The sequence below is a fragment of the Allobosea sp. RAF48 genome, assembly GCF_052114025.1.
Taxonomy (GTDB): domain Bacteria; phylum Pseudomonadota; class Alphaproteobacteria; order Rhizobiales; family Beijerinckiaceae; genus Allobosea.
The window spans coordinates 327,879-352,630 of sequence record NZ_JBFRDZ010000003.1 but is presented as its reverse complement, the minus strand read 5'-3'; the positions used below and the strand labels follow the sequence as shown (position 1 = coordinate 352,630).

The following is a 24,752-nucleotide window of genomic DNA, read 5'->3' as shown; positions in this document are numbered from 1 at the left end:
GCGACTCGGCCCCATTTGCGCCATGCCCGTTTCGACGATTCCCTCGCGATGAGCTGGTCGCCCCAGCAGGATGCGGCTTTGACCGCCGTGGCGCGCTGGCTGCAGGCCGGCGAGCCGCAGCTCTTCCGCATGTTCGGCTATGCCGGCACCGGCAAGACGACGCTCGCGCGCCATATCGCCGAGGCGGTCGACGGCGAGGTCGTCTTCGCCGCCTATACCGGCAAGGCCGCGCTCGTGTTGCGCAACAAGGGCTGCCATGGCGCGCAGACCATTCACTCGCTGATCTATCGCTCGCGCGGGGTCGAGGAGGAGAGTCCGACCTTCGTGCTCAACCGCGAGAGCGCCGCCACCAAGGCCAAGCTGATCATCATCGATGAATGCTCGATGGTGGACGAGGAGCTGGGTCGCGACCTGCTCTCCTTCGGCACGCCGGTTCTGGTTCTGGGCGACCCGGCGCAGCTGCCGCCGGTGAAGGGCGGGGGCTTCTTCACCGAGCAGGAGCCCGACGTGATGCTGACCGAGGTGCATCGGCAGGCGGCGGACAACCCGATCGTGCGGATGTCGATGATCGTGCGCGAGGGCGGCCGGCTCGACTATGGCGACTATGGCCCCAGCCGCGTGATCCGGCGCGAGGAGGTCAATCCCGAGATCGTCATGACGGCCGATCAGGTCCTGGTCGGGATGAACAAGACGCGGCGCAACTACAACGCCCGCATCCGCCAGCTCATGGGCCGCACGGACAACAGCCCGGTTGCAGGCGAGAAGCTGGTCTGCCTGCGCAACGACAAGAGCAAGGGCCTGCTCAACGGCGGCTCCTGGATCGTGCAGGAGATCAAGACCTCGAAGAAGGGGCTGGTCACCATGCGGGTGACGCCGGAGGACGACACCGGCGCCAAGGCGGTAAAGGTCTCGGTGCTGCCGAACTTCTTCGACGGGACCGAGGAGGAGGTGCCGTGGGAGCTGCGCAAGCACACCGACGAGTTCACCTTCGGCTACGCCCTGACGGTGCACAAGTCGCAGGGCTCGCAATGGGACGACGTGGTGCTCTTCGACGAGAGCTTCGCCTTCCGCGAGCACCGGGCGCGCTGGCTCTATACGGGGCTGACGCGCGCGGCCGAAACGATCACGGTGGTGATGTAGGGACGAGCGTCCTGTTGGGGGTGGTGGGAAGCGGACATTGCCAAGGGTCGAGCAGCACACCCCGTGCGCTGCCGAAGGCTCCCCCCAAGAGGTTGGACATACATGACGGGGCATCGTTGTGATTGTGAAACGGCCCCGTCGTTGCGACGTGCAGAACGATACGACTAGTCGCCACCGGCGCCTCGCAGTTGCGCCTCGATCTTGCTCAGGTTGAACGATCCCGGCGACTGGCTCGGCGGATAGTCCTTCATGGACAGGAGGAACTGCGCCGCAAGTCCCTGGATCGGTACGACGACGAACGCTCGATCCATGAACCAGTCGTTATACGTGTTGGAGTTGTGCTGCGCCTTCTCGAATGGGTCCCGGCGCAGGTGGAACAGCAGCGGCGCCCGCAGCTCGACGAACGGCTCGCGCCAGACGCCGAAGGCTTGACCGCGGTTCTCCAGGAAGACGACCTTCCAGTCCTGGTAGCGAGCGGCGACGACCTGGCCGTCATCATTGACGTACCAGAACTCGTTGCGCGGCGATTCCTTCACCTTGCCGCTGAAGTAGTCGAGCATGTTGTAGCCGTCGGGATGGGCGCGGTATTTCCGGCCCGCGAAGGTATCGCCCTTCATCAGCCGTTCCTTCACGTCCGGCATGCCGGCGGCCGTCAGCAGCGTGATGAGCCAGTCCTCATGCGCCACGATGCCGTTCAGCGTCGTGCCGGCCGGGAATTTTCCGGGCCAGCGCACGAAGGCCGGCACGCGATAGGCGCCTTCCCAGTTCGAGTTCTTCTCGCTGCGGAACGGCGTCGTGCCGGCATCCGGCCAGGCATTGTAATGCGGGCCGTTATCGGTCGAGTAGAAGACGATGGTGTCGTTGGCGAGGCCTTGATCGTCCATGAACTTGAGCAGGTCGCCCACCATGGCGTCGTGCTCGACCATGCCGTCAGAATACTCGTCCTGGCCCGACTTGCCGCGGTTGGCAGCCTTCACATGTGTCCGGTAATGCATCCGCGTCGCGTTCCACCAGCAGAAGAACGGCTTGTTGGCCGCCTTCTGTCGGCTGATGAAATCCTTGGCTGCCGCGACCGTCTCCTCGTCGATCGTCTCCATCCGCTTCTTGGTGAGCGGACCGGTATCCTCGATCTTGCCATCGACGGTTGCCTTGATCACGCCGCGCGGGCCGAACTTTCTGCGGAATTCCACGTCCTTGGGATAGTCGAAGTTCTCCGGCTCTTCCGACGCATTGAGATGGTAAAGGCTGCCGAAAAACTCGTCGAAACCGTGCCGCGTCGGCAGGTGTTCATCCTGGTCGCCGAAATGGTTCTTGCCGAACTGGCCTGTGGCGTAGCCCTTGTCCTTGAGCAGGGCGGCGATCGTCGGGTCGCTGGCCTGCCAGCCTTCCTTGGCGCCGGGCAGGCCCACCTTGGTCATGCCGGTGCGCACCGGCACCATCCCGCTGATGAAGGCCGCACGGCCCGCCGTGCAGCTCTGCTGGCCGTAATAGTCGGTAAAGGAGACGCCTTCACGTGCGATCCGGTCGATGCCGGGCGTCATGTAACCCATCATGCCGCGGTTGTTGTGGCTGATGTTCCAGGTGCCGATGTCGTCACCCCAGATAATAAGGATGTTCGGCGGACGAGCGGAGGTCGTAGCAGGTGCCGTCTGCGCCTGCGCCACCTGGACTGGCGCCGCCGCGCCGAGGGCGGAGGCGGCGGCAAGCGTCGTACCGCCCAGCAGGATCTTGCGTCTGTCCAGGGCATGATCGCCCTGCGGCATCGTTCCGGTGACAGTCTTCGAAGGCAAGCCGGTCGTCATCGTAATCCTCCTCGTCAAGGTGGTTCTACGGAGACAAAGCGCATCTAAACTCAGTACGTGCTCTTATGCTGGCGAATGGAACCTAGCAGCTCTCTAGGGAAGGCGCACTTGACGTTTCTGGGCGTCAGAGCTTAGCCGAGGAAACTGCGAAGGCAGACACGGCCGATCAATTTGAATTACGCGATTGGACTGTTCGTGAGGGCCGTTCCAGCCGTTCCTTCGCATTCCGAATGCCGTCAAATGTCGGCCACGTCGCGCGTCCGGACATTGGTCCGTTGCCTGCAACAGGGCATGTCCCGAAGCGGGAAGCAACGAACGGCGCTACTCCTCCAGCGCCTCAATCATCGCCACCCGCGTCGCGTGCCGGCCGCCCTCGAACTGGGCGGTCAGGAACGCATCCACGATATCGAGCGCCAGCCCTTCGCCCACCACGCGCACGCCGATCGACAGCATGTTGGCATCGTTGTGCTGGCGGATCATGCGGGCTGAGAATGTGTCGGCACAGACGCCGCAACGGATGCCCTTGACCTTGTTCGCCGCCATCATGATGCCCTGGCCGGTGCCGCATAGGATGATGCCAAACCGGCAATCGCCGGAGGCGACGAGCCGCGCCGCCGCTTCGCCGTGCTTGGGATAGTGTGTGCTCTCCGGCGTCGTCGGTCCGATGTCCACCACCACCCAGCCCTGCGTCGCAATATGAGCGGCAATGGCCTGCCGGAGCTGAATGGCGGCGTGGTCGCTGGAGAGGACGATGCGATTGCTGGCTATCAAGGCGAAGTCGTCCCGTTTCCCGAGGTAATCTGGCAGCTCGGCCGAGTTGAATCAGGTGCTTTTTGTTTCGTCAATTCTTCCCGTTCTTCGAATGGCTGCAACCTGCCGAATGCGGACAGGGGCGATGCCTGGAAGGGGTCGGGAGCGGGCTGTCTGGATGTTCCACGAGCCGAGCCTCACCGTCGAACATTGCCGAATTGTCATGAATCTCTTTGCTTTTTTGCCATAGTCGCTGCGGATGCTGGTGGGGATGGTCAGCGGAGGCCGGCGGCATGGCGGGACCGGACGATCTGAAGGCGGGGGCGGTGGCCCTCCTGCGCTTTGGTCTCGGGCCGAAGCCGTGGCAGGGCGAGGTGATACGCCGGCAGGCGCGGGACCGGCTGCTGGCCGAGATCGCGGCCGGGGTCGTCGCGCAGCCTCAGGGCGTGCTGCTTTCAGGCGCGGCCGAGATTGGCAAGGCACTCTACGCTTTCGAAGACGATGAGAAGCGGGAGCGCGAGGCCAGGCGTATGGCTATGCCGCAGCCCGCTCAGGGCATGCAGGTCGCCAACGCGGCGCAGGCCGACGCGCAGCCGGCTCCTTCGCAGAGCCAAATGGCGCAGGCTCCGAAGGCGTCGAGCGAGCCGGCGCTGCCCTATCGCACCTATCGCGACGAGGTGAAGGCGCGGGTCGATCTGGCGCTCGCGGCCGAGACCGGCCTCACCGAACGGCTGGTGATGTTCTGGTCGAACCATTTCTGCATCGGCGCGACCAAGAGCAACATGTCCCGGATCATGGCGGGAAGCTATGAGCGCGAGGCGATCCGCCCCCATGTCTTCGGCCGCTTCGAGGACATGCTGGTCGCGGCGGAGAGCCACCCGGCGATGCTCGACTTCCTCGACAACCGCCAGTCCGTCGGCCCCAATTCCGCCGCCGGCCGGCGGCGCGGGCGCGGGCTGAACGAGAACCTCGCCCGCGAGATCATGGAACTGCACACGCTCGGCGTCTCCGGCGGCTACAGCCAGGCGGACGTCACCAATCTCGCCCGCATCATCACCGGCTGGACCGTCGTGGGGCGCGAGGGCGTGCTCGGCTTTCCCGGCTCCTTCGCCTTCAACGCCGGCCTGCACGAGCCGGGCGTGACGCCGCTGCTCGGCCGCTCCTACGATCAGCCGGGCCGGGCGCAGGGCGTTGCGGCCCTGACAGACCTCGCCCGCCATCCCGCCACCGCGCGGTTCATCGGCCAAGCTCGTACGCCATTTCGTGGCGGACGATCCTCCGCGCGAGCTCGTCGAGCTTCTGGCCGCGACTTTCCGCCAGAGCGGCGGAGATTTGCCCGCTGTGTACCGGGCGCTGATTGGCAGCAACGCGGCATGGACGGCGCCGGCAAGCAAGATGCGCTCGCCGCAGGAGTTCCTGATCGCCTCCTATCGGGCGCTGGGCCGACAACCCGATTTCGGCCAGATCGCCGGGCCGCTGGCGGCGATGGGGCAGCCCTTCTGGCAGCCCTCCGGGCCGAACGGCTATGCCGACACCAATGCCGCCTGGGCCTCGGCCGAAGGCATCAAGACGCGCATCGATGTCGCCGCCGGTTGGGGCCGGCAGGCGGCGAACGCGGTGCCGGACCCGCGTGGCCTGAGCGAGGAGATTCTCGGTCCGATTCTCTCGCCCGAGACGAAGCAGGCGGTGGCGCGGGCGGAGAGCCGCCCGCAGGCGCTGGCGCTGCTGCTGATGTCGCCCGAATTCCAGCGGAGGTGAGGCCGATGGATCACCACGACGATGACGATGACTGCGAACGGATGACACCGTCGCGGCGCGCCGCGCTCGGCGCGGCGGGCGCTCTCTTCGCCTGGTCCTTCGTGCCCAAATTTGCCTATGCGGCGCCGGGCAGCCGCGACCCGCGCTTCCTGCTGGTGGTGCTGCGCGGAGCGCTCGATGGGCTTTCGGCTGTTCCGCCGCTCGGCGATCCCGACTATGCCGGCCTGCGCGAGGGCATCGCGCTCGCCAAGGACGGCCCCGAGGCGGCGCTGCCACTCGACGGCTTCTTCTACCTGCATCCGGCAATGCCGAATCTCGCCCGGCTCTATCGGGAGGGGCGGGCGGCGATCGTCCACGCCGCCGCGACGGGCTATCGCGAGCGCTCGCATTTCGATGGGCAGGATGTGCTGGAGAGCGGGCAGCCGGGGCCGGGCCACACYGAGAACGGCTGGCTCAACCGGCTGATCGCGAGCCTGCCGGCCGGGGAGGGCATCTCGCGCAAGGGCGTCCTCGGCGTCGGCGTCGTGCCGCCGCTGGTGGTGCGCGGACAGGCGCCGGTGCTGGGCTGGGCGCCGCCGCGCATGGCGCGGGCCGGCGTCGATCTGACGATGCGGCTGGCCGATCTCTACGGTCAGCGCGATCCTGGCCTCGCCGCAGCCTTGCAGCAGGCGATCGAGACGGAGGGTGTAGCAAGGCGCAGCGGCATGGCTGAGCCGAAGGGCGGCGGTGGGCCGGATACGGCCGACGGCATGCGCCGGATCGCCGAGGGTGTCGCCGGGCTCGTCGGTGCCGATGACGGGCCGCGCATCGCCGCGCTCGCCTTCGAGGGATGGGACACTCATGCCAATGAGGGCGGCGCCAAGGGGCGTCTGGCGAATCTGCTCGGCGGGCTCGACGGGGCTTTCGCGGCGCTGGAGCGCGGGCTGGCGCCGGTCTGGAAGGATACGGTGGTGATGGTCGCGACCGAGTTCGGCCGCACGGCTGCCGTCAACGGAACGGTCGGCACCGATCACGGCACCGGCACGGTCGCCTTCCTCGTCGGCGGGGCGGTGAAGGGCGGCCGGATGATCACGGACTGGCCGGGGCTCAAGCCCGAACAGCTCTACCAGAACCGCGACCTCAGGCCCACGACCGACATCCGCGCGGTCGCGAAGGGCGTGGTTGCGGATCTCTTCGGCTTGTCCGGGCCGGTTCTGGCCGAGAAGGTGTTTCCGGGAACGGGGGACTTAAAGCCCGTGCAGGGGCTGGTGGTTTAGCGCWGTGCGTCATGCTCGCCCTTGTGGCGAGCATCCACGTCTCGTGCGTTGAACCCGAAGGTGGCGTCAAGACGTGGGTGGTCGGGACAAGCCCGACCATGACGTGGATCTCCGAAGCGCCGGCCTCAAGCCCAGGCGCGTTGCTTCAGTTTGTCCTCGAAGGCCTCGATCTTCGAGGCCTTCTCCATGGTCAGGCCGATGTCGTCCAGGCCGTTGAGCAGGCAGTGCTTGCGGAAAGGGTCGATCTCGAAGGTGATCTCGCCGCCGTCCGGGCCCTTGATCGTCTGCTTCTCGAGGTCGATCGTCAGCGTCGCGTTGGAGCCGCGGGCGGCATCGTCGAACAGCATGTCGAGCTGCTCGGGCGTGACCTTGATCGGCAGGATGCCGTTCTTGAAGCAGTTGTTGTAGAAGATGTCGGCGAAGCTCGTGGAGATCACGCAGCGGATGCCGAAGTCGAGCAGCGCCCAAGGGGCATGCTCACGCGAGGAGCCGCAGCCGAAATTGTCGCCGGCGACGAGGATCTCCGCCTTGCGATAGGCCGGCTGGTTCAGCACGAAATCGGGATTCTCCGAACCGTCCTCCTTGTAGCGCATCTCGGAGAACAGCGCGGTGCCGAGGCCGGTGCGCTTGATCGTCTTCAGATACTGCTTGGGGATGATCATGTCGGTATCGACATTGACCACCTTCATCGGGGCGGGCGTCGAGGTCAGCGTGGTGAAGGGCTGCATGGTTCTTGTCCTTGCGTGAAGGCCGGCTCAGCCGGCCGCCTGTTCGATGGCTTCCATGTCCTCGTCGGAGAAGCCGAAATGGTGGCCGATCTCGTGGACCATCACGTGGGTGACGATGGCGCCCAGGCTCTCGTCATTTTCCGCCCAATAGTCGAGTATCGGCCTGCGGTAGAGATGGATGGTGTTGGGCATCTGGCCGGTCTGAGGCGAATAGCCCTGCTGGGGCAGGCCGACGCCGCTGAACAGGCCGAGCAGGTCGAAGGGGCTTTCCGCCTCCAGCTCCTTCAGCACGTCGTCCTCGGGAAACTCGGTTACGTTGAAGACGACGTCGGCGCAGAGCGCACGGAACTCTTCCGGCAGGCGGTCGAAGGCGGCCTGCGCCAGCACCTCCAACGCCTCCAGCGACGGGGCCCTGGCCCCATCCCAGTCGATTTCCGTGCCCTTGTTCACCACGGCGTCCATATCCGTCACCAGATCTTCAGCTGATGGCCGAGCCACCAGGCCAGCACGATGACGCCCAGCAGCGAGAGGGACCGGCCGATGCGCCGGCCCCAGAGCTCGACCCTGTCGCCCTCGGGCGCGTCCGCGCCCGAGAAGTGCTGTGCCGCCCGGCCCATCGAGGAGCCGAGCAGGCTTTCGCTGTCGCGCTTGACGCGCTCGAGCGCAGCCTTGGCCTCGGCTTCGCGTGCGGTTTCGCGGGGATCGTTCGACATGATGCGGTCCCCGCCTCTGTGGCTCAGCCCAGCGTGCGCACGTCGACGAAGTGGCCGATCAGCGCCGCCGCCGCCGCCATCGCCGGCGAGACGAGGTGCGTACGGCCGCGATAGCCCTGGCGGCCCTCGAAGTTGCGGTTCGAGGTCGAGGCCGCGCGCTGGCCCGGCTTGAGCTGGTCCGGATTCATGCCGAGGCACATCGAGCAGCCCGGCTCGCGCCATTCGAAACCGGCGGCGAGGAAGATCTTGTCGAGGCCTTCCAGCTCCGCCTGCTGCTTCACCAGGCCGGAGCCCGGCACGATCATGGCATAGTCCAGGCTGTCATGGATCTTCTTGCCTTCGACGATCTTGGCGACCGTGCGCAGATCCTCGATGCGGCCGTTGGTGCAGGAGCCGATCCAGATCACGTCGAGCGGGATCTCCGTCATCTTCGTGCCGGCGGAGAGGCCCATATACTCGAGCGCGCGCTTCTTCGAGGCGCGCTTGACCTCGTCTGCAATGAGCTCCGGATCGGGCACCGCGCCGAGCACCGAGATGACGTCCTCCGGGCTCGTGCCCCAGGAAACGATCGGCGGCAGGTTGGCGGCGTCCAGCTTCACGATGCGGTCGAAATGCGCGCCCTCGTCGGAGCGCAGCGTCTCCCAGTAGCGGACGGCGGCGTCCCAGCCCTCGCCCTTCGGGGCCTTGGGGCGGCCCTGCAGGTAGTCGAAGGCCTTCTGGTCGGGCGCGACCATGCCGGCGCGGGCGCCGCCCTCGATCGACATGTTGCAGACCGTCATGCGGCCTTCCATGGAGAGGCCGCGGATGGCCTCGCCGGCGTACTCGATCACCGAGCCGGTGCCGCCGGCGGTGCCGATCTCGCCGATGATGGCGAGCGTGATGTCCTTGGCGCCGACCCCGGGAGCAGGCGTGCCGTCCACCTGGACGAGCATGTTCTTCGCCTTCTTCTGGATCAGCGTCTGCGTAGCCAGCACATGCTCGACCTCGGAGGTGCCGATGCCGTGGGCGAGCGCCCCGAAGGCGCCGTGCGTCGAGGTGTGCGAGTCGCCGCAGACGATCGTGGTGCCCGGCAGGGTGAAGCCCTGCTCGGGGCCGACGATGTGAACGATGCCCTGACGCTTGTCGAGCTCGTTGAAGTACTCGACGCCGAAGTCCCTGGCGTTCTTCGCGAGCGCCTCGACCTGGATGCGGCTTTCCTCTTCCTGGATGCCCTTGGAGCGGTCGGTCGTCTGGATGTTGTGGTCGACGACGGCGAGCGTCTTCTCCGGCGAACGGACCTTGCGGCCGGTCATGCGCAGGCCCTCGAAGGCCTGCGGGCTGGTGACCTCGTGGACGAGGTGGCGGTCGATGTAGAGCAGGCAGGTGCCGTCGTCCTGCCGATCGATGACGTGATCGTCGAAGATCTTGTCGTAGAGGGTGCGGGGGCCTGTTGACGCAGTCATGGCTTGGTCTCGGTCTTGGGAACTGTGATCTGGAATATCGATGGATCGCTGCGCCGGTCATTCCGACGCGCTCAAAACAGTCGCCTGTCGCCGGCCGCAAGAGCGGCCGGTCTCAGGCGCCGGTAAGGCCCGCGGCGATGGAGGCGGTGAAGCGGCCGAAGAAGCGCCACGGCAGGCGGGCATGGTCGTGCAGCGCGGCAAAATCCTGCGTCGTCGGCAGGGGCGGCAGATGGCCCTCTCCCTGCACGGCGCTGAAGCGCTGCAACTGATGCTCACACGGCGACATGGCCACTATGTAGCAGTTCCAATGAAGCCGGACAATCGGCGCCGTCGCAGGAGCGTCATCGCCGCGGCGCAGGGGTGGGCGGTGAGCAGCCTGCGCGTCACAGCTCGCTGCGCAACTGCCAGAGCTCCGGGAAAAAGGAGCGTTCGAGCGCGGTCTTCAGGAACTTCAGGCCACTGGAGCCGCCTGTGCCCGGCTTGAAGCCGATGATGCGTTCGACAGTCTTCACGTGGCGGAAGCGCCATTGCTGGAACTGGTCTTCGAGATCGACCAGTTCCTCGGCGAGCTCGTAGAGATCGAAATGGTGCTGCGTGTCCCGATAGATCGTGAGCCACGCCGCCTTCACCATCTCGCTCGCCACGTGCGGCACGCTCCAGTCGCGCTCGATGCAGTCGGCCGGGATCGGCAGCCCGCGCCGGGCGAGCAGGCGCAGCGCCTCGTCATAGACGCTCGGCGCGTCCAGCAGCGCCTGCAGATGGGCGTAATGCTCGGGATGGTGCCGGTGCATCGCCAGCATGCGCGGGTCCTTGGCGCCGAGGCGGAATTCCAGCGCGCGATACTGATAGGACTGGAAGCCGGAGGATTGGCCGAGCGCGTCGCGGAAGGCCAGGTAGTCGGCCGGCGTCATCGTCGAGAGCACGTCCCAGGCAGTGACGAGCTGGGCCTGGATGCGCGAGACGCGCGCCAGCGACTTGAAGGCGGGCTGGAGCTGGTCGGCGCGGATCGCCGCGATGGCGCCGTCGAGCTCGTGCGCCGCCAGCTTCAGCCAGAGCTCCTGGACCTGATGGATGGTGATGAAGAGCAGTTCGTCCGGGGCGTCGCTCAGCGGCTTCTGTGCCGCGAGCAGCAGATCGAGGCCAAGATAGGAGCCGTAATCCATGCGCTCCTTGAAGTCCGTCTGCATGCCGGGTTCGATGCGGCTGTGGTGCTCGCCTGTGCCGGTGCCCATCGTTCTGACCTCCTCGCCGCGCGCCTTGACGAGGCGAAGGCGGCCTATATTTTAAGTTTAAAGTATTTTGGCATGCGGACAAGGCGGACAGGACGTGACGATGGCGATCGATCCAGCGACGACCGTTCCCGCTCGGCTCGACCGATCGCCCTTCGATCTGGCTGCCGACTTCTCCCATTTCCGCCAGAACTGGCCGGATCGACTGCATTTCGCCGCTCACAGCCATCATTTCTGGCCCGATGTCACGCGCGAGGCGCATCTGCGCTGCTGGGACGATGCCGCCCGCCTGGTCGATGGCAAGTGGGAGGAGGTGCTTGGCCCGGTCTGGCGGAAGGTGGCGCAAGGCGTGGCTGGGCATCTCAACCTGCCCGGCATCGATGGGCTCGTGCCGGCCAACAACACCCATGAATTCGTCAACCGGCTGCTGTCCTGCCTGCCGCGCGAGCGCACGCCGCGCATCCTGACTGATGACGCCGAATTCCATTCCTTCCGGCGGCAGATCGAGCGGCTGGCGGAGGAGGGGCTGGTCACGCTCACCGTCGTGCCGGCCGAGCCCTTCGCAGACCTGACGGAGCGGCTGATCGCGGCGGCGAAGGCGGGCGACCCCGACATGGTCTTCGTCAGCCAGGTGCAGTTCAATTCCGGCTATGCGCTGACCGATCTGGAGGGGCTCGTTGCGGGTGTCGGCGCGCCGGGTCGTCTCGTCGTCATCGACGGCTATCACGGCTTCCTGGCGCGGCCGACCGATCTCTCCGCCATCGCCGACAAGGCCTTCTACATCGCCGGCGGCTACAAATACGCCATGGCGGGCGAGGGCGCCTGCTTCATGCACTGCCCGCCCGGCTTCGCCATGCGGCCGCGCGACACCGGTTGGTACGCCTCGTTCGGCGCGCTCTCCGGCCCGCAGGGCGGCGTCGGCTATGCCGAGACCGGCTGGCGCTTCATGGGCGCGACCTTTGATCCCTCCGGCCTCTACCGCATGGGGGCGGTGTTCGACTGGCTCGGCGCGAAGGGCCTCGACGCGGCGGCGATCCACGGCCACGCCCATGCCTTGCAAGGTATCGTCACGGAGGGGCTGGCGCGCCGGCCTTGTGGCGTACTCGCGCCGGAGAACCTCATGCTGCCGCTCTCCGAACCGGCACGCGGCAATTTCCTCACGTTCCGCCATGCGGACGCGCCGCTCTGGTACGAACGACTGGCACAAGCGGGCGTCACCGTTGACCTGCGCGGCGACAGGTTGCGCCTGGGCTTCGGGCTCTATCAGAACGCTGACGACGCGGAGCTTCTGCTGGAGCGCTTTGCGACGCTGGCCTGACGCCAGATCGCCTAGCGGCGCGAGGTGTCGACGCTGACGACCACCGACATGCCGGGCGCCAGCTCTTCCGCCAGCGGCTGGCCCGGGTCGATGGCGATGCGGACCGGCACGCGTTGCGCGATCTTGATGAAGTTGCCAGTGGCGTTGTCCGCCCGGATGATGCTGAACTCGGAGCCTGCCGCGGGAGAAAAGCGCTCGATCCTGCCGGTGAGCGTGGCATGGCGCAGCGCATCGACCGTGAAGGTCACAGGCTGGCCGACACGCATGCCGGGCAGTTGGGTTTCCTTGAAGTTGGCGATCACCCAGGTCTGGGCGGGCACCAGCGTCATCAACTGCGTGCCGGCAGAGACATATTGGCCGAGCCGGGCCGAGACCTCGCCCAGGCGCCCGTCCTGCGGGGCGGTGATGCGGGTGTTGCTGAGATCGATCTCGGCGAGATGGACGGTGGCCTCGGCGCCCTCGACCGCGGCGACGAGCGACTGGCGGTTGACGATGGCGGTTTGAATATCCTGCCGCGCCACTTCTGCAGCGGCATTGCTGGCGGCTAGGGAGGCGCGGGCCTGGTCGAGCGCTTGCTGGCTCTGGTCGGTGCTGGTCTGGCTGACGACGCCGCGCTCGCGCAGCGGCTCGATGCGGCCCCAGTTCGCCTCGGCGGTGCGCAGTGCGGCCTCGGCGCTGGCGACATTCGCCACCGCGGCACGCAGCCGGGCCTCGGCGGAGGCGCGGGCCTGATCCGAATTGGCGAGCGCCGCACGCTGGGCAGCGAGCGAGGCCCGGGCCTGCTCCAGCTTCTGCGCATAGATGCGGTCGTCGATGCGCAGAAGCAGATCGCCCTGCTTCACCGCGGCGAAATCTTGCACCGGCACCTCTGCGACGTAGCCGGCGAGCTGCGGTGCGATCACCGTGACCTGGCCGCGGACATAGGCGTTCTCGGTGGTCTCGATGGCGCTGGCGAAGGGCGGCAGCCGCCAGGCGAACAGGATCACGGCGAGGCCGGCGAGGCCGATGGCCAGGGCGACGTAGGTCGAAAGGGAGCGGAAGAGGCGGGTCATGGTCGGTGCATTGATCAGCCGGCTGCGGGAGCAGGGGCGGTGGCGGAGAGCGCCTTGAGGCGCAGGACGGCGAGATGGAGGAAGAGTCCGGCCAGTGCGAGGCCGGCGAGCAGCGAGATGAGCAGGAAGGCGTCGTTGTAGGCGAGGACGGTCGCTTCCCGCGTCGCCTGCTGGGCGAGCAGCGCCACGCCCTCGGCGCGCGTCAGGGCCGTGTCGGTCAGGACATGGCCGTAACTACCGCCGAGCTGGCCGATGCGTTGGGCGACGAGCGGATCGGACATCGCGAAATGCTCGGCGAGCACATGGTAGTGGAAGCTGGTGCGCAGCGTGATGAAGCTGCCGAAGATGGCCGAGCCGAGCAAGCCGCCGATGCTCTGGGTGAACAGGAAGACGGTGATGAAGCTCAGGATATAGACCGGGCCGCGCGCGATCGCGCTGCCCATGCCCTGCGCCATCGCCGTCGGCAGGTAAAGCCCCGAGCCGTAGGCGACGAGCGCCTGGCTCAGATAGATGTCGTGCGGCCGGGTCAGGCTGGTCGCGCCGCTGTCGAGCCAGGCGCCCAGCGAGACGCAGGCCAGCGCCACACCGTAGAACCAGTTCTCGCGGCCCGGCCGCAGCAGCAGCGCGCAGGTCAACCCTCCCGCCAGGATCGCGCAGAAGATGACCGTATAGAGCGACAGCGTCTGCTCGTTCTGGATGCCGAGGGCCTGGAAGAAATTGGAGGCGCCAACCGTCTGTTCCGCCAGGAGCACGCGCAGCAGCAGCAATGCGCCGGCGAAGTGCAGAGTCGTCGGGCTCGTCAGCCAGCGGATGTCGATGAGCGGGCTGTCGCGATGCAGCTCGATGATCGCGGCCAGCATCAGGCAGAGAATGGCGCAGGCGAGGAGCCAGCCGAGCCAGGGCGCCTCGAACCACCAGTAGATCCGGCCGAGGCTGAGCACGACGGCGATCGAGCCGAAGCCGATGGCGATGAACAGGTAGCTGACGAGATCGAGCGGGCCGATGCACTTCACCCGCGGCGGCGAGGTCAGCGGCAATGCGTAGACGAAGCCGAAGGCGAGCAGGGCGAGCCCCATCTCGAACAGGGTCAGGCCGTGGAAGCCGCCTATATCGAGCAGCCAGGGCGAGATGAGCCGAGTCACGGGGATGCCGAGCGTGGTGTTGGTGAGCGCCAGCGAGATCCCGACAGTAAGCTTCTTCGGGGGCGGCAGCGGCTCGATCATGTAGAAGAAGGCGAGGGAGGACATCGGCGCCGCCGCCATGCCGCTCATGAAGCGGACCACCACGGCCGATTGCAGATCGCGGACGAAGAGGAGGTTAAGCAGCGTCGCAAAGACGAAGCCGGCCAGGCTGATCTCGGCGAAATTGCGCAGTCCGTACTGCATCCGGATCTTGATCAGCGCGATCGAGAGCGAGACGTTCGGCGCCATGTAGGCGGCGATCAGCCAGTTGGTCTCGGCGAGGGTGGCACCGAGCTCGCCCTGGATCTGGTAGACATTGGTGTTGACGATGTTCTGGCCGACCTGCTGCGTCATCGCCAGTGTTACCGAGGCGAGCATATAGGCGAGCGCACGGGCGGGCGGCATGGTGAGGCCGAACGGTTGCGCGGCCGGGGCGGTCGTGGTTTCGGGCGCGCTCATGGGGCCACGCTCCGTCCGGCGGCGATGTTCCGCGAGGTGCGGCGCAGGACGCCGAGCGCCGCTTCCAGCTCCTCGGGTGCGATCCCCTGCAGGATGCCGGCGCGCAGCTCGGCGAGGAAGTTCAGGATGTCCTGCGCCTGAGCGCGGGCGGTCTCCGTGAGGAAGACGCGGCGGGCGCGGCGGTCACCTTCGACGGCGCGGCGCTCGATCATGCCGTTGCGTTCGAGGCCGTCGAGGAGACGCACCAGCGTCGGCTGCTCGATGTCGAGCAGGCCTGCGAGATCGGACTGGATCGGGCCGTCTTCCTTGGCGACCTCCATCAGCAGCCGGGCGCGCGAGAGGGTCAAACCCATGTCGCGGGCGCGCTCGTCGACGAGCGCCCTCAGCTTCCGGTTGACGGCAGCGAGCTCGGCAGTGAAGGCGGCCTGAAGCGGGGCGAGGTCCATGACGCTGATATAAATAGCATGCTAACGATTATCTTACTTATATGCGACATTGATGCATATCAAATGCGGATATTGCGTCGCGATATGCGTTTCTGGAATGGGTCGAGATGGCCCTGGGCAATAAAAAAACGCGGCCCCGAAGGACCGCGTTTCAATCTCTTTGCACTGAGGCTGCGGCTTACTTGCCGGCTGCCTTCGAGCCCTTGGCCGGCTTGGCCTCGACGCGCTCGGCGATACGGGCCGACTTGCCGCGGCGATCGCGCAGGTAATAGAGCTTGGCGCGGCGCACCTTGCCCTTGCGGACCACCTTGATCGAGTCGAGGTTCGGCGAGAAGAGCGGGAAGACGCGCTCGACACCCTCGCCATAGGAAATCTTGCGGACGGTGAAGCTCTGGTTGAGGCCGCCGCCGTTGCGGGCGATTACGACGCCCTCATAGGCCTGGACGCGAGTGCGCTCGCCTTCCTTGACCTTGACGTTGACCTGCACGGTGTCACCGGGCTGGAACTGGGGGATGTTCTTGCCGTCGCTGAGCTTGGTGATCTGCTCGGCATCGAGCTGTTCGATGATGTTCATGGGTCTCTCCATGGCCGTGTTCGCGTGCGGGCACGCTGGCGTTACGGCGCGCTGTTTTCAGTTGAGAGCGCGGCCATACAGGAGCGCGGTGGATTTGTCGAGCGGCAATGCCGGCAAAGCGCGTCGGCGCCTATTCGCTTGTTGGCGATCCGCGCGGCATGCTTAGCCTTGCCCGAACCGAGACGCCACATCGACCGGACGCAGGCCATGACCGACCAAGCCACCAAGATCGCCCTTGTGACGGGTGCCGCGCGCGGCATCGGGCTTGCCACCGCCAAGCGCTTTCTCGCCGAAGGCTGGCAGGTCGGCCTGCTCGACATCGACGGGGCGGGGCTCGAGCGGGCCGCGGCCGAGATCGCGCAACCGGCGCGGACGCTGGTGCTGACCTGCGACGTCGCCGATCCGGCGCAGCTGGAGGCTGCCTTTGCCGGGCTCGCCAAGCGCTTCGGGCGGCTCGACGCGCTCGTCAACAATGCCGGCACGGCGGTGTTCAAACCGCTGCTGGAGACGACCTATGAGGAGTGGCAGCGGGTGCTTGCGGTCAACCTCACCGGCCCGTTCCTGGCGACACAGCTCGCCGCGCCGCTGATGGCCGACAATGGCGGCGGCGCTATCGTCAACATCACCTCGATCTCGGGCCTGCGCGCCTCGACTTTGCGCGTTGCCTACGGCACCTCGAAGGCGGCGCTGGCACATCTGACCAAGCAGCAGGCGGCGGAGCTCGCGGGCCTCGGTATCCGCGTCAACGCGGTCGCGCCGGGGCCGGTGGAGACGGCGATGGCCAAGGCCGTGCACAGCCCCGAGATCCGCGCGGACTACCGCGACGCGATTCCGCTTGGCCGCTACGGGCTGGAGGAGGAATTGGCCGAGTCGATCTTCTTCCTGTGCTCGGAGCGCGCGAGCTACATCTCCGGGCAGGTGCTGGCGGTCGATGGCGGCTTCGAAGCCGCAGGCATCGGGCTGGCGACGCTGCGCGGGGAGAGGCGGAACCTCTAGGCGCGCGAGTTGCGCTCGCGGGCTTCGCGCTGGTGCCCTACGGCCTGACCGGGCTCCAGCAGGGCTGGCGGAGAGCCTGAATCCGTCCGTCCTGCCGTGCTGGGTGCGCCGGGGATCGGTTGGGCCGCACGCCTGCCCGGCCATTCGACCCCGATCGCCATGGACCCGGCGATGACCGCGGTCATGCAGTCCTCGACGGCCGCCATTTCCGTCACCATTTCGGCGTTCTTTGCCGGGTCGGCGAGCCTTGAGCAGGGCGCGGCAACGTTGCGGGGATTGAGGCCGAACCCGAGGGGATTGTCAGGGCCCGGCCGCGTCCGCCAAATGGTGGCGTCCAGAGTGTCTGCGGAGCCACCGGAATCGTAGACAAGGCTGATGTGGGGGGCTGGTTCGCGATGGAATCGTTCACGATTGGCATTTTCGCGCTCATCGTCATCTTCGGCGCGGCCTTGTTCGGGATGTTCGTGAAGAGCCGGCTTCCCGAGCACCATCTCACGCCCGACTCGAGAGATGCCATCAAGCTGGCCACGGCGATCATCGGAACACTCTCGGCGCTGGCGCTGGGCCTTCTGATTGCATCGGCAAAGCGCTCCTTCGACGATGCGGGGGCCGAGCTGAGGGCGACTGCTGCGCGCATCCTGGTGCTGGATAGGGTCCTGGCGCATTACGGCCCCGAGACCGCAGAGATGCGCCAATCGCTCCGCCGGCTCGTGGAGCACCGCAAGCTCGAAATCGACAACGGCATGCTGAACAGCGATTCGCTCAATGACGGGCTGGACGTCGAGCCGATCCAGGATCGCCTGCGGGACCTGGTACCGACGACGGATGGGCAGCGCTGGCTTCAGTCACGGGCCCTCCAGCTGACCGGGCAAGTCGCGGAGACACGATGGTCGCGGCCGGAAACCGAGGCGGGAGGATTTCCGGGTGTTTTCGTCGTCTTCATCGTCTTCTGGCTGGCGCTGCTCTTCACATCCTTTGGATTGCTTGCGCCGGGAAACGCGACGGTGGTCGTCTTCCTCCTCGTGTCGGCGATATCCGTGGCAGGGGCGCTGGTGCTCATCATCGATATGGACCACCCCTATCTCGGCTATATCCGGGTGTCCGATGCGCCGCTGCGGCTGGCCATGGAGCGGCTTGCCAAGCCCTGATCGACTGTCGAGCCCGGGGCCGACCGCGGTCTTTGCCGTCACTGCAGCGCCCCGGATAAATCCCTTGCGCTGGCCGCGGAACGGCGCGAACCTCCCCTCCTATGCCTCTTCGACGGCCGCCCGACCAGCTCGGGCCGGTGCGACCGCCGCCCGACCGGCGCCTTGGGGCTTTCCTTCCCGCCGCGCTGGCCTTCATCCGCGACGATGAGGGGCGAGCCCTTTCGTCCTCGCGGTCCAACCCGGAGGAGGACGTCATGGCAGCACAAAATGGCAGAGGAGACACGGCCCGCGGTACCAGGCGCGCGGGGCCGCGATGCATCGCGATCGTCGGCCCCTTCCAGAGCGGCAAGACGACCTTGCTGGAAAGCATCCTGATGCGCTGCGGCGCGCTTTCGCGCACGGGTTCGGCCAAGAACGGCAATACGGTCGGCGATGCGGCGCCCGAGGCGCGGGCGCATCAGATGAGCACGGAGCCTAGCGTCGCAACGGTCGAATTCCTCGGCGACACCTTCCATTTCGTCGATTGCCCCGGCTCTGTCGAGTTCCTGCACGAGATGCGCCATGTTCTGCCGGCGGTCGATGCCGCCGTCGTCGTCTGCGAGGCGGATGACCGCAAGGCGCCGGCGCTGGAACTGGTCCTGCGCGAACTCGAGGAAGCCGACATCCCGCGCTTTCTCTTCCTCAACAAGATCGACACGGCCTCGCGCCGGGTCCGGGAGACGCTCGGCATCCTGCAGCGCGCCTCGCGCACGCCGCTGCTGCTGCGACAGATCCCGATCTGGAAGAACGGCATTGCCGTCGGCTTCATCGACCTCGCGCTGGAGCGGGCCTTCATCTACCGCGAGCATGCGCCGAGCGAGATCGTGCCGCTGGCGGTCGATGAGAGTGGCCGGGAGAAGGAGGCGCGCTTCTCCATGCTCGAGCGGCTCGCCGACTATGACGACGAGCTGATGGAAGAGCTGCTCGGTGACATGGAGCCGCCGCGCGACCGCATCTTCGACGATCTCGCCCGCGAATTGCAGCATCGCCATGTCGTGCCGGTGCTGATCGGCGCGGCGGAGCGCGGCAATGGCGTGACACGGCTCCTGAAGGCACTCAGGCACGAGGCGCCGGGGCTCGCCGAGACCCGCGGGCGCGCCGGGGTCCTGGCCGAAGGGCCTCCGCTCGCCCAGGTGATGAAGACCTGGCATTCGAGCCAGGGCGGCAAGCTCTCGCTGGCGCGGGTGATGCGCGGCCGGATGGCCGAAGGTGACACCGTGACATCGTCGGGCGGCGTGGAGGCCCGCATTGCCGGTGTGCTGGCGCTCAAGGGCGCTGAGCAAAGCCGCAAGCCGGCGGCCGAGGAGGGCGAGGTCGCGGCGTTCGCCAAGCTGGAAGGCATCGGGACCGGGGAATCCTTCATGCTCGGCAAGCAGCGGGCAAGCGTCGTCAGCGCGATCGCGCCGCCGGAGGCTGTCCATGCGGTCGCCATCGCGGTGAAAGACCGCAAGGACGATGTCCGGCTGGCCGCAGCCTTGCAGCGATTGACGGAGGAGGACGCGGCGCTTTCGGTCACGCAGGTCCCTGAGCTGGGCGAGACCCGTCTGACCGGGCAGGGCGAGATGCATCTGCGTGTCGCGCTCGAGAAGCTCGCGGGCCGCTACGGCGTGACTGTCGCGAGCCGTTCGCCCCAGGTCGGCTATCGCGAGAGCATCCGCGGTCACGCCGGCGCGCGCGGCCGGCATCGCAAGCAGAGCGGTGGCCACGGCCAGTATGGCGATGTCGTGATCGAGGTCGCGCCGCTGCCCCGCGGGGACGGCATTCGCTTCGTCGACAAGATCACCGGCGGGGTGGTGCCGCGCCAGTATATCGGCTCGGTCGAGGCCGGCATGCGCGACTTCTGCGAGAAGGGGCCGCTCGGTTTCCCGATCGTCGATATCGAGGTCACGTTGACGGACGGCTCCTACCACACGGTCGATTCCTCGGACATGGCGTTCCGGCAGGCGGCGCGGCTGGCGATGAGCGAGGCGATGCCGCAGGCGAAGCCCGTCCTGCTCGAGCCGATCCTGTCCGTCGATGTCGTCATCCCGTCGGAGGCGATGTCGCGCGCATCGGCTCTGATCTCTGCCCGGCGCGGCCAGATCCTCGGATACGATACGCGAGCGGGCTGGCGCGGCTGGGACCAGATCAAGGCGCTGGTGCCGGAGGCCGAGATGCCCGGGCTGATCGTCGAGCTGCGCTCGGCGACCTCGGGCGTCGGCTCGTTCAACGCACGCTTCGACCATCTGGCGGAGCTCGCCGGCAAACCGGCGGAGGCGGTCGTCTCCGCGCAGGCCCTGGCTTCCGCCCAGGGGCGCTGACGGGGAACCCGCCTGAACCGTACCGCAGTGGCGGGAGCTTCGGCTCCCGCCGTCTTCGGAATTGATCGCTACCGTCATGGCGGGATGCAAAAGGCAGCTTCTCGGCGTTCGGCAATGTCTGCGAATGACGCGTCGGCCTTCGGTATTGGCCCCATCGCTGGCTCGCGTGGAATGCTGAATTTGTTCGGGCCGTCTGACCGGGATGGACGGCCCGGCTCCGAAGCCGCCGGACGCAATCTCGAAAGGCAGCGCATCCGGGCGCATGGGGAGGGCTGACACGTGGCCACCGTCTTCTCCGATCGCCGTGAGGCCGGCCGAAAGCTGGGGAACAGGCTTCGCCGGTATCGCGAGCGAGGCGATGTCGTCGTCCTGGCGCTGCCACGAGGGGGAGTGCCCGTCGGCTTCGAGGTTGCGCGAGCCTTGAAGGCTCCGCTCGACGTTCTCGTCGTGCGCAAGCTCGGCTTTCCCGGAGATGAAGAAATGGCCATGGGCGCGATCGCGACGGCGGGGACACGTGTCCTGAACCGGGACGTTATCGCCGCGCTTGGCATCGCCCAGGACGTGATCGACAAGGTGGCCGCCAAAGAGGAGCAGGAACTGCTTCGCCGCGAGCGTCTCTACCGCGGAGATCGCGCGCCGCTTTATCTGGAGGGCCGGACCGTCATCGTCGTGGATGACGGCCTGGCCACGGGCGCGACGATGCGGGCCGCGGTCATGGCGCTTCGGGACAAGCATCCGGCCCGCATCGTGGTCGCGGCTCCGGTCGGAAGCCGGGAGATCTGCGAAGCGATGAAGACCGTCGCTGAGGAGGTGGTTTGCGTGACGATGCCGCGTTACTTCGTGGGCGTCGGAAGCTGGTATTCCGATTTCTCGCAAACCAGCGACGACGAGGTTCGCTCCCTGCTGGACGAGGCCAACGGGCTGTTGACCAAGCCGGGTCATTAGAGCGTGCCGAGGCTTATGCGTAACCAGGATGCCGTCCCGGCCGGACGGAAGCGGAGAGCCGCGATATCCATGTCCGAACCTTTATCGGAAGCGCTCTGGCATGGATCGCGGGGCAAGCCCGGGATGACACCTCGGTTCCCGGTGGAATCAGCATACGCCAACGACGCACAAGGGTGCATGGTTTCGCCATCCCGGCGAGATCGTCCGCATCCCGGTTCGTCAGCCGCTTCCGGTTTCGCTTGCCTTCATCCCTTTCGGATAGTTTATATGTAAACGTTGTGCGGAGCGGAACAGCCGGCGCTTGCGCCTTGGTTCGCTGTTCCGCACTCTATGACGATGACAGTCCAACGATGTCGACAAGGCTCGGAACCCGGCGATGACGGGTAACCGGGCGACAGGGAGGAGATGATGAACGCGATCGGCGCCACGCAGGCCACGCAAGATTCGCGGCCGTGGCTTGCGCATTATCCACCGGCGGTGCCGGCGGAGCTGGACGACGCCAAGATCGGCACGCTGGTCGATCTGATCCGTTCGTCCTGCGCGCGCTATGCCAACAGGCAGGCCTTCGAGAGCTTCGGCAAGACGATCACCTTCGCGGAGACCCTGCGCGCAGCCGAGGCCTTCGCCGGGTGGCTGCAGGCCAAGGGGCTCAAGAAGGGGGATCGTGTCGCGCTGATGATGCCGAACATCCTGGCCTATCCGTCGGCGATCTTCGGCACGCTTCTCGGCGGCTTCACCGTGGTCAACGTCAACCCGCTCTACACGGCGCGCGAGCTGACCCATCAGGTCAACGATGCGGGGGCGCGCGTCCTCGTGGTGATCGAGAACTTCGCCCATGTCGTCGAGGAGGCGAAGCCGAACCTGAAGGTCGATGCGATCGTCATCGCCACGGCCGGCGACCTGATGGGTTTCAAGGGCAAGATCGTCAATTTCGTCGCGCGCCGGATCAAGAAGGTCGTCAAGCCGTTCAATCTGCCGGGCGCCGTGCCGCTGCAGCAGATCCTGCAGGGCGGCGTAGGGATGACACCGGTAACGGTGACGTCGCAGGATGTCGCCTTCCTGCAATATACGGGCGGGACGACCGGCGTGGCCAAGGGCGCGACGCTGACGCATCGCAATGTCGCGGCGAACGTCCAGCAGGCCGGGCTCTGGCTGGAATGGGTGCTGGAGCCGCCCCAAGGGCGCGGCGAATACCAGCACGTCATGGTCACGGCGCTGCCGCTCTATCACATCTTCGCGCTGACCTGCTGTTGCCTGTTCCTGCTGCGGATCGGCGCCAAGAGCCTGCTGATCGCCAACCCGCGCGACATCCCCGGCTTCGTCAAGACGCTGAGGTCGAGCCGTTTCACCCTGATCTCCGGCGTCAACACGCTCTACAACGCGCTGGCCAATCACCCCGAGATCAAGAACGTCGACTTCTCCGAGCTGCGCTTCGCCGTGGCCGGCGGCATGGCGACGCAGGCCGCGGTCGCCAAGCAGTGGAAGGCCGTGACCGGGCGCCCGATCATCGAAGGCTATGGATTGTCCGAGACCTCCCCGGTCGCGACGATCAACCGGCCGGATATCCAGGAATTCACCGGCACCATCGGCTATCCGATCCCCTCGACCGAGATCGCCATACGCGACGCCGAGGGCCATGACATGCCGCTGGGCGAATCCGGCGAGATCTGCATCCGCGGGCCGCAGGTGATGGCCGGTTACTGGAACCGCCCGGACGAGACCGCCAAGGCGATGACGGCGGACGGCTTCTTCCGCAGCGGCGATATCGGCGTGATGCTGCCGGACGGGCAGATCAAGGTCGTCGACCGCATGAAGGACATGGTGCTGGTCTCCGGCTTCAACGTCTATCCGAACGAAGTCGAGGACGTTCTGGCCGCGCATCCGGGCGTGCTCGAGTCGGCGGTCATCGGCCTGCCCGACGAGCATTCCGGCGAGGCCGTCACCGCCTTCGTCGTGCGCAAGGACCAGACGCTGACGGCGGAGGAGCTGCGCGCCTACTGCAAGGAGAACCTGACGGGCTACAAGGTGCCCAAGCAGATCTTCTTCCGGGAAACCCTGCCAAAGACCAATGTCGGCAAGGTGTTGCGCCGCGCGCTGCGCGAGGAGGTCGTCGTCAAGCGCTAGCGCGACGGGCCGAAAAGTGGAGCCCATCTTTCGGAAAAATCCGATGCCGAACAAGCAACTGGATCGCCACCCTGCGCCCGGCAGCGCGCATGGCGATCCAGCGGACGGCGGCAGCGTGGTCGACAGTCAGGACAGCAACGTGTCTTCTGTGCGGGGTTTCGCGGGAGGGAATCGCCGCCGCGAGCCGTCACGGAGAAAATTGTCGTTTGCCTCGCCGTCTCGTCGAATTTCCACTGCTGCGCCGGCTGAAGCCTGGGCTCCATGTCTATGACGAGGAGGCGCTGAATGCCGAGCCGGCCATCGGCCTGCTCGACCAGGCGATCACGCCGATCGATTCCTTCTTCATCCGCAACAACGGCGATCTGCCGGAGGTTGGCGGCGAACACGACTGGACGCTGACGATCGAGGGCGAGGTCGAGCGCCCGACCGTCTGGACCATTGCGGGCCTGCGCCAGCGCTTCGAGACCGTCACAGTCACGGCCGTCCTCGAATGCGCCGGCAACGGGCGTTCGCAGTTCTCTCCCGCCACTGATGGGCTGCAATGGCGGCTCGGGGCCGTCGGCTGCGCGCGCTGGACCGGGGTGCGGCTGGCGGATGTGCTGGAGCATGCCGGCCCGAAACCGAGCGCCGTCTATACCGGGCATCATGCGCCCGACCGGCAGATCGGCAGGCCGGAGAAGGCGGCTCTGTCGCGCGGCCTGCCGATGGCCAAGGCGCTGGCGCCGGAAACGCTGATCGCCTTCGCGATGAACGACGAGCCGCTGCCGCGCCTGCATGGCGGGCCGCTGCGGATCGTCGCGCCGGGCTATCCCGGCTCGGCCTGGCAGAAATGGCTCGACGGGATCAGCCTGCGCCCGGTCGAGCATGACGGCGAGAAGATGCGCGGCACCGACTATCGGATGCCGATCGAGGCGCTGCGGCCGGGCGAGGCGTTCGATCCGGCCAATTTCGCGGTAATCACCGACATGCCGGTCAAATCGCTCATCACCACCCCGGTCGACGGCTTCACGGTGAAGCACGGAGAGCCGCTGACAGTCGGCGGTTTCGCCTGGAGCGGGGCCATTCCGCTCGCTTCGGTCGAGCTTTCCTGCGATGGCGGCGGTAACTGGCACGACATCCCGTTGCAGCCGGGCGAGGGGCCTTTCGCCTGGCGGCGCTTCGAGGCGGAGGTTTCCGCCGACCAGGTCGGGCCACTGGTCATCATGGTGCGGGCGCATGACGTGGCAGGCAACAGCCAGCCGCTGGAGATCGCCTGGAACCCGCGTGGCTATTGCAACAACCAGGTGCAGCGCCTCCGCGGCTCGGTGGTCGCCTGAAGGTTTGAACCTTTTCGGCTCTCGCCGCGTCTAATG

Annotated in this window: 22 protein-coding genes and 1 pseudogene; 10 read left to right on the top strand and 13 right to left on the bottom strand. The window is 66.8% G+C overall.

The window, feature by feature from the left end; translation table 11 throughout:
- Window positions 1-48: 48 nt before the first annotated feature.
- The gene (locus tag AB4Z10_RS07905; protein ID WP_441469832.1) at window positions 49-1,140 is read left to right on the top strand and encodes an ATP-dependent DNA helicase; all 1,092 of its coding nucleotides are present in this window, start codon (window positions 49-51) and stop codon (window positions 1,138-1,140) included.
- 164 nt (window positions 1,141-1,304) lie between these two features.
- Here AB4Z10_RS07905 and AB4Z10_RS07900 read toward each other — a convergent pair whose 3' ends face one another.
- Together AB4Z10_RS07900 and rpiB are read right to left on the bottom strand one after the other, a co-directional pair.
- On the bottom strand, window positions 1,305-2,942 hold the full coding sequence (locus AB4Z10_RS07900) for an arylsulfatase (RefSeq protein ID WP_441469831.1): 1,638 nt from the start codon (window positions 2,940-2,942) through the stop codon (window positions 1,305-1,307).
- A 321-nt stretch (window positions 2,943-3,263) separates the two neighbouring features.
- Window positions 3,264-3,713: a ribose 5-phosphate isomerase B gene (gene rpiB, locus AB4Z10_RS07895; protein ID WP_441469830.1), complete on the bottom strand. Its 450-nt coding sequence runs from the start codon at window positions 3,711-3,713 to the stop codon at window positions 3,264-3,266.
- Between the two features lie 272 nt (window positions 3,714-3,985).
- On the opposite strand from rpiB, the pseudogene AB4Z10_RS07890 reads away from it, so the two are divergent.
- Window positions 3,986-5,450, top strand: a pseudogene (locus AB4Z10_RS07890) (DUF1800 domain-containing protein).
- A gap of 41 nt (window positions 5,451-5,491) precedes the next feature.
- Window positions 5,492-6,706 (top strand): DUF1501 domain-containing protein, encoded by a 1,215-nt coding sequence (locus tag AB4Z10_RS07885; protein ID WP_441470034.1) that lies wholly within the window; start codon window positions 5,492-5,494, stop codon window positions 6,704-6,706.
- Window positions 6,707-6,831: 125 nt separating this feature from the next.
- On the opposite strand, the gene leuD is transcribed toward AB4Z10_RS07885, so the two are convergent.
- The 6 genes from leuD to kynA all read right to left on the bottom strand — a co-directional run bounded on the left by leuD (window position 6,832) and on the right by kynA (window position 10,821).
- Window positions 6,832-7,434, bottom strand: coding sequence for a 3-isopropylmalate dehydratase small subunit (gene leuD, locus AB4Z10_RS07880; protein WP_441469829.1), 603 nt, complete (start codon window positions 7,432-7,434; stop codon window positions 6,832-6,834).
- A gap of 27 nt (window positions 7,435-7,461) precedes the next feature.
- Window positions 7,462-7,896 (bottom strand): metallopeptidase family protein, encoded by a 435-nt coding sequence (locus tag AB4Z10_RS07875; protein WP_441470033.1) that lies wholly within the window; start codon window positions 7,894-7,896, stop codon window positions 7,462-7,464.
- Window positions 7,897-7,901: 5 nt separating this feature from the next.
- The gene (locus AB4Z10_RS07870; protein ID WP_441469828.1) at window positions 7,902-8,147 is read right to left on the bottom strand and encodes a hypothetical protein; all 246 of its coding nucleotides are present in this window, start codon (window positions 8,145-8,147) and stop codon (window positions 7,902-7,904) included.
- A 23-nt stretch (window positions 8,148-8,170) separates the two neighbouring features.
- The gene (gene leuC, locus AB4Z10_RS07865) at window positions 8,171-9,589 is read right to left on the bottom strand and encodes a 3-isopropylmalate dehydratase large subunit (RefSeq protein ID WP_441469827.1); all 1,419 of its coding nucleotides are present in this window, start codon (window positions 9,587-9,589) and stop codon (window positions 8,171-8,173) included.
- A gap of 112 nt (window positions 9,590-9,701) precedes the next feature.
- Entirely contained in the window at window positions 9,702-9,854 is a 153-nt protein-coding gene (locus AB4Z10_RS07860) for a hypothetical protein (RefSeq protein ID WP_156134498.1), read from the bottom strand.
- A 118-nt stretch (window positions 9,855-9,972) separates the two neighbouring features.
- A complete protein-coding gene (gene kynA, locus AB4Z10_RS07855; RefSeq protein ID WP_441469826.1) occupies window positions 9,973-10,821 on the bottom strand; it encodes a tryptophan 2,3-dioxygenase in 849 nt (282 codons plus the stop codon).
- A 100-nt stretch (window positions 10,822-10,921) separates the two neighbouring features.
- On the opposite strand from kynA, the gene AB4Z10_RS07850 reads away from it, so the two are divergent.
- Window positions 10,922-12,136, top strand: coding sequence for an aminotransferase class V-fold PLP-dependent enzyme (locus tag AB4Z10_RS07850; RefSeq protein ID WP_441469825.1), 1,215 nt, complete (start codon window positions 10,922-10,924; stop codon window positions 12,134-12,136).
- A gap of 11 nt (window positions 12,137-12,147) precedes the next feature.
- Here AB4Z10_RS07850 and AB4Z10_RS07845 read toward each other — a convergent pair whose 3' ends face one another.
- The 4 genes from AB4Z10_RS07845 to rplS all read right to left on the bottom strand — a co-directional run bounded on the left by AB4Z10_RS07845 (window position 12,148) and on the right by rplS (window position 15,848).
- Complete coding sequence (locus AB4Z10_RS07845) at window positions 12,148-13,188, bottom strand: HlyD family secretion protein (RefSeq protein ID WP_441469824.1); 1,041 nt, start codon at window positions 13,186-13,188, stop codon at window positions 12,148-12,150.
- Between the two features lie 14 nt (window positions 13,189-13,202).
- On the bottom strand, window positions 13,203-14,828 hold the full coding sequence (locus tag AB4Z10_RS07840; protein ID WP_441469823.1) for an efflux MFS transporter permease: 1,626 nt from the start codon (window positions 14,826-14,828) through the stop codon (window positions 13,203-13,205).
- A complete protein-coding gene (locus tag AB4Z10_RS07835; protein ID WP_441469822.1) occupies window positions 14,825-15,274 on the bottom strand; it encodes a MarR family winged helix-turn-helix transcriptional regulator in 450 nt (149 codons plus the stop codon). Before AB4Z10_RS07835 ends, AB4Z10_RS07840 begins: the two co-directional genes overlap by 4 nt.
- 178 nt (window positions 15,275-15,452) lie before the next feature.
- Complete coding sequence (gene rplS / locus AB4Z10_RS07830) at window positions 15,453-15,848, bottom strand: 50S ribosomal protein L19 (protein WP_441469821.1); 396 nt, start codon at window positions 15,846-15,848, stop codon at window positions 15,453-15,455.
- 207 nt (window positions 15,849-16,055) lie between these two features.
- On the opposite strand from rplS, the gene AB4Z10_RS07825 reads away from it, so the two are divergent.
- Complete coding sequence (locus AB4Z10_RS07825) at window positions 16,056-16,844, top strand: SDR family NAD(P)-dependent oxidoreductase (RefSeq protein WP_441469820.1); 789 nt, start codon at window positions 16,056-16,058, stop codon at window positions 16,842-16,844.
- Here the strand turns inward: AB4Z10_RS07825 and AB4Z10_RS07820 are convergent.
- Window positions 16,841-17,029 carry a hypothetical protein gene (locus AB4Z10_RS07820; protein ID WP_441469819.1) on the bottom strand — a complete coding sequence of 63 codons (189 nt, stop codon included), beginning with the start codon at window positions 17,027-17,029 and terminating at the stop codon, window positions 16,841-16,843. The two genes, AB4Z10_RS07825 and AB4Z10_RS07820, sit on opposite strands and share 4 nt — an antisense overlap.
- Before the next feature lie 210 nt (window positions 17,030-17,239).
- Here AB4Z10_RS07820 and AB4Z10_RS07815 point away from each other — a divergent pair, with 210 nt between their 5' ends.
- The 5 genes from AB4Z10_RS07815 (at window position 17,240) to AB4Z10_RS07795 (ending at window position 24,716) form a co-directional block, all read left to right on the top strand.
- Entirely contained in the window at window positions 17,240-17,992 is a 753-nt protein-coding gene (locus tag AB4Z10_RS07815; RefSeq protein ID WP_441469818.1) for a bestrophin-like domain, read from the top strand.
- Between the two features lie 254 nt (window positions 17,993-18,246).
- Window positions 18,247-20,331 (top strand): elongation factor G, encoded by a 2,085-nt coding sequence (locus AB4Z10_RS07810; protein WP_441469817.1) that lies wholly within the window; start codon window positions 18,247-18,249, stop codon window positions 20,329-20,331.
- Between the two features lie 279 nt (window positions 20,332-20,610).
- Window positions 20,611-21,276, top strand: a complete 666-nt coding sequence (locus AB4Z10_RS07805) for a phosphoribosyltransferase (RefSeq protein WP_441469816.1) — start codon at window positions 20,611-20,613, stop codon at window positions 21,274-21,276.
- Window positions 21,277-21,684: 408 nt separating this feature from the next.
- A complete protein-coding gene (locus AB4Z10_RS07800; protein WP_441469815.1) occupies window positions 21,685-23,400 on the top strand; it encodes an AMP-binding protein in 1,716 nt (571 codons plus the stop codon).
- Window positions 23,401-23,606: 206 nt separating this feature from the next.
- On the top strand, window positions 23,607-24,716 hold the full coding sequence (locus tag AB4Z10_RS07795) for a sulfite oxidase (protein WP_441469814.1): 1,110 nt from the start codon (window positions 23,607-23,609) through the stop codon (window positions 24,714-24,716).
- Window positions 24,717-24,752: the final 36 nt, after the last annotated feature.

Excerpts from the sequence above, each read along its gene's own strand:
- leuD (WP_441469829.1), bottom strand. The coding sequence starts at position 7,434 with ATGCAGCCCTTCACCACGCTGACCTCGACGCCCGCCCCGATGAAGGTG.
- rplS (WP_441469821.1), bottom strand. The coding sequence starts at position 15,848 with ATGAACATCATCGAACAGCTCGATGCCGAGCAGATCACCAAGCTCAGC.
- AB4Z10_RS07850 (WP_441469825.1), top strand. The coding sequence starts at position 10,922 with ATGGCGATCGATCCAGCGACGACCGTTCCCGCTCGGCTCGACCGATCG.
- AB4Z10_RS07905 (WP_441469832.1), top strand. The coding sequence starts at position 49 with ATGAGCTGGTCGCCCCAGCAGGATGCGGCTTTGACCGCCGTGGCGCGC.
- kynA (WP_441469826.1), bottom strand. The coding sequence starts at position 10,821 with ATGGGCACCGGCACAGGCGAGCACCACAGCCGCATCGAACCCGGCATG.
- AB4Z10_RS07900 (WP_441469831.1), bottom strand. The coding sequence starts at position 2,942 with ATGACGACCGGCTTGCCTTCGAAGACTGTCACCGGAACGATGCCGCAG.
- AB4Z10_RS07845 (WP_441469824.1), bottom strand. The coding sequence starts at position 13,188 with ATGACCCGCCTCTTCCGCTCCCTTTCGACCTACGTCGCCCTGGCCATC.
- AB4Z10_RS07815 (WP_441469818.1), top strand. The coding sequence starts at position 17,240 with ATGGAATCGTTCACGATTGGCATTTTCGCGCTCATCGTCATCTTCGGC.
- AB4Z10_RS07875 (WP_441470033.1), bottom strand. The coding sequence starts at position 7,896 with ATGGACGCCGTGGTGAACAAGGGCACGGAAATCGACTGGGATGGGGCC.
- AB4Z10_RS07870 (WP_441469828.1), bottom strand. The coding sequence starts at position 8,147 with ATGTCGAACGATCCCCGCGAAACCGCACGCGAAGCCGAGGCCAAGGCT.
- AB4Z10_RS07840 (WP_441469823.1), bottom strand. The coding sequence starts at position 14,828 with ATGAGCGCGCCCGAAACCACGACCGCCCCGGCCGCGCAACCGTTCGGC.
- leuC (WP_441469827.1), bottom strand. The coding sequence starts at position 9,589 with ATGACTGCGTCAACAGGCCCCCGCACCCTCTACGACAAGATCTTCGAC.
- AB4Z10_RS07835 (WP_441469822.1), bottom strand. The coding sequence starts at position 15,274 with ATGGACCTCGCCCCGCTTCAGGCCGCCTTCACTGCCGAGCTCGCTGCC.
- AB4Z10_RS07825 (WP_441469820.1), top strand. The coding sequence starts at position 16,056 with ATGACCGACCAAGCCACCAAGATCGCCCTTGTGACGGGTGCCGCGCGC.
- AB4Z10_RS07800 (WP_441469815.1), top strand. The coding sequence starts at position 21,685 with ATGAACGCGATCGGCGCCACGCAGGCCACGCAAGATTCGCGGCCGTGG.
- AB4Z10_RS07810 (WP_441469817.1), top strand. The coding sequence starts at position 18,247 with ATGGCAGCACAAAATGGCAGAGGAGACACGGCCCGCGGTACCAGGCGC.
- AB4Z10_RS07820 (WP_441469819.1), bottom strand. The coding sequence starts at position 17,029 with ATGACCGCGGTCATCGCCGGGTCCATGGCGATCGGGGTCGAATGGCCG.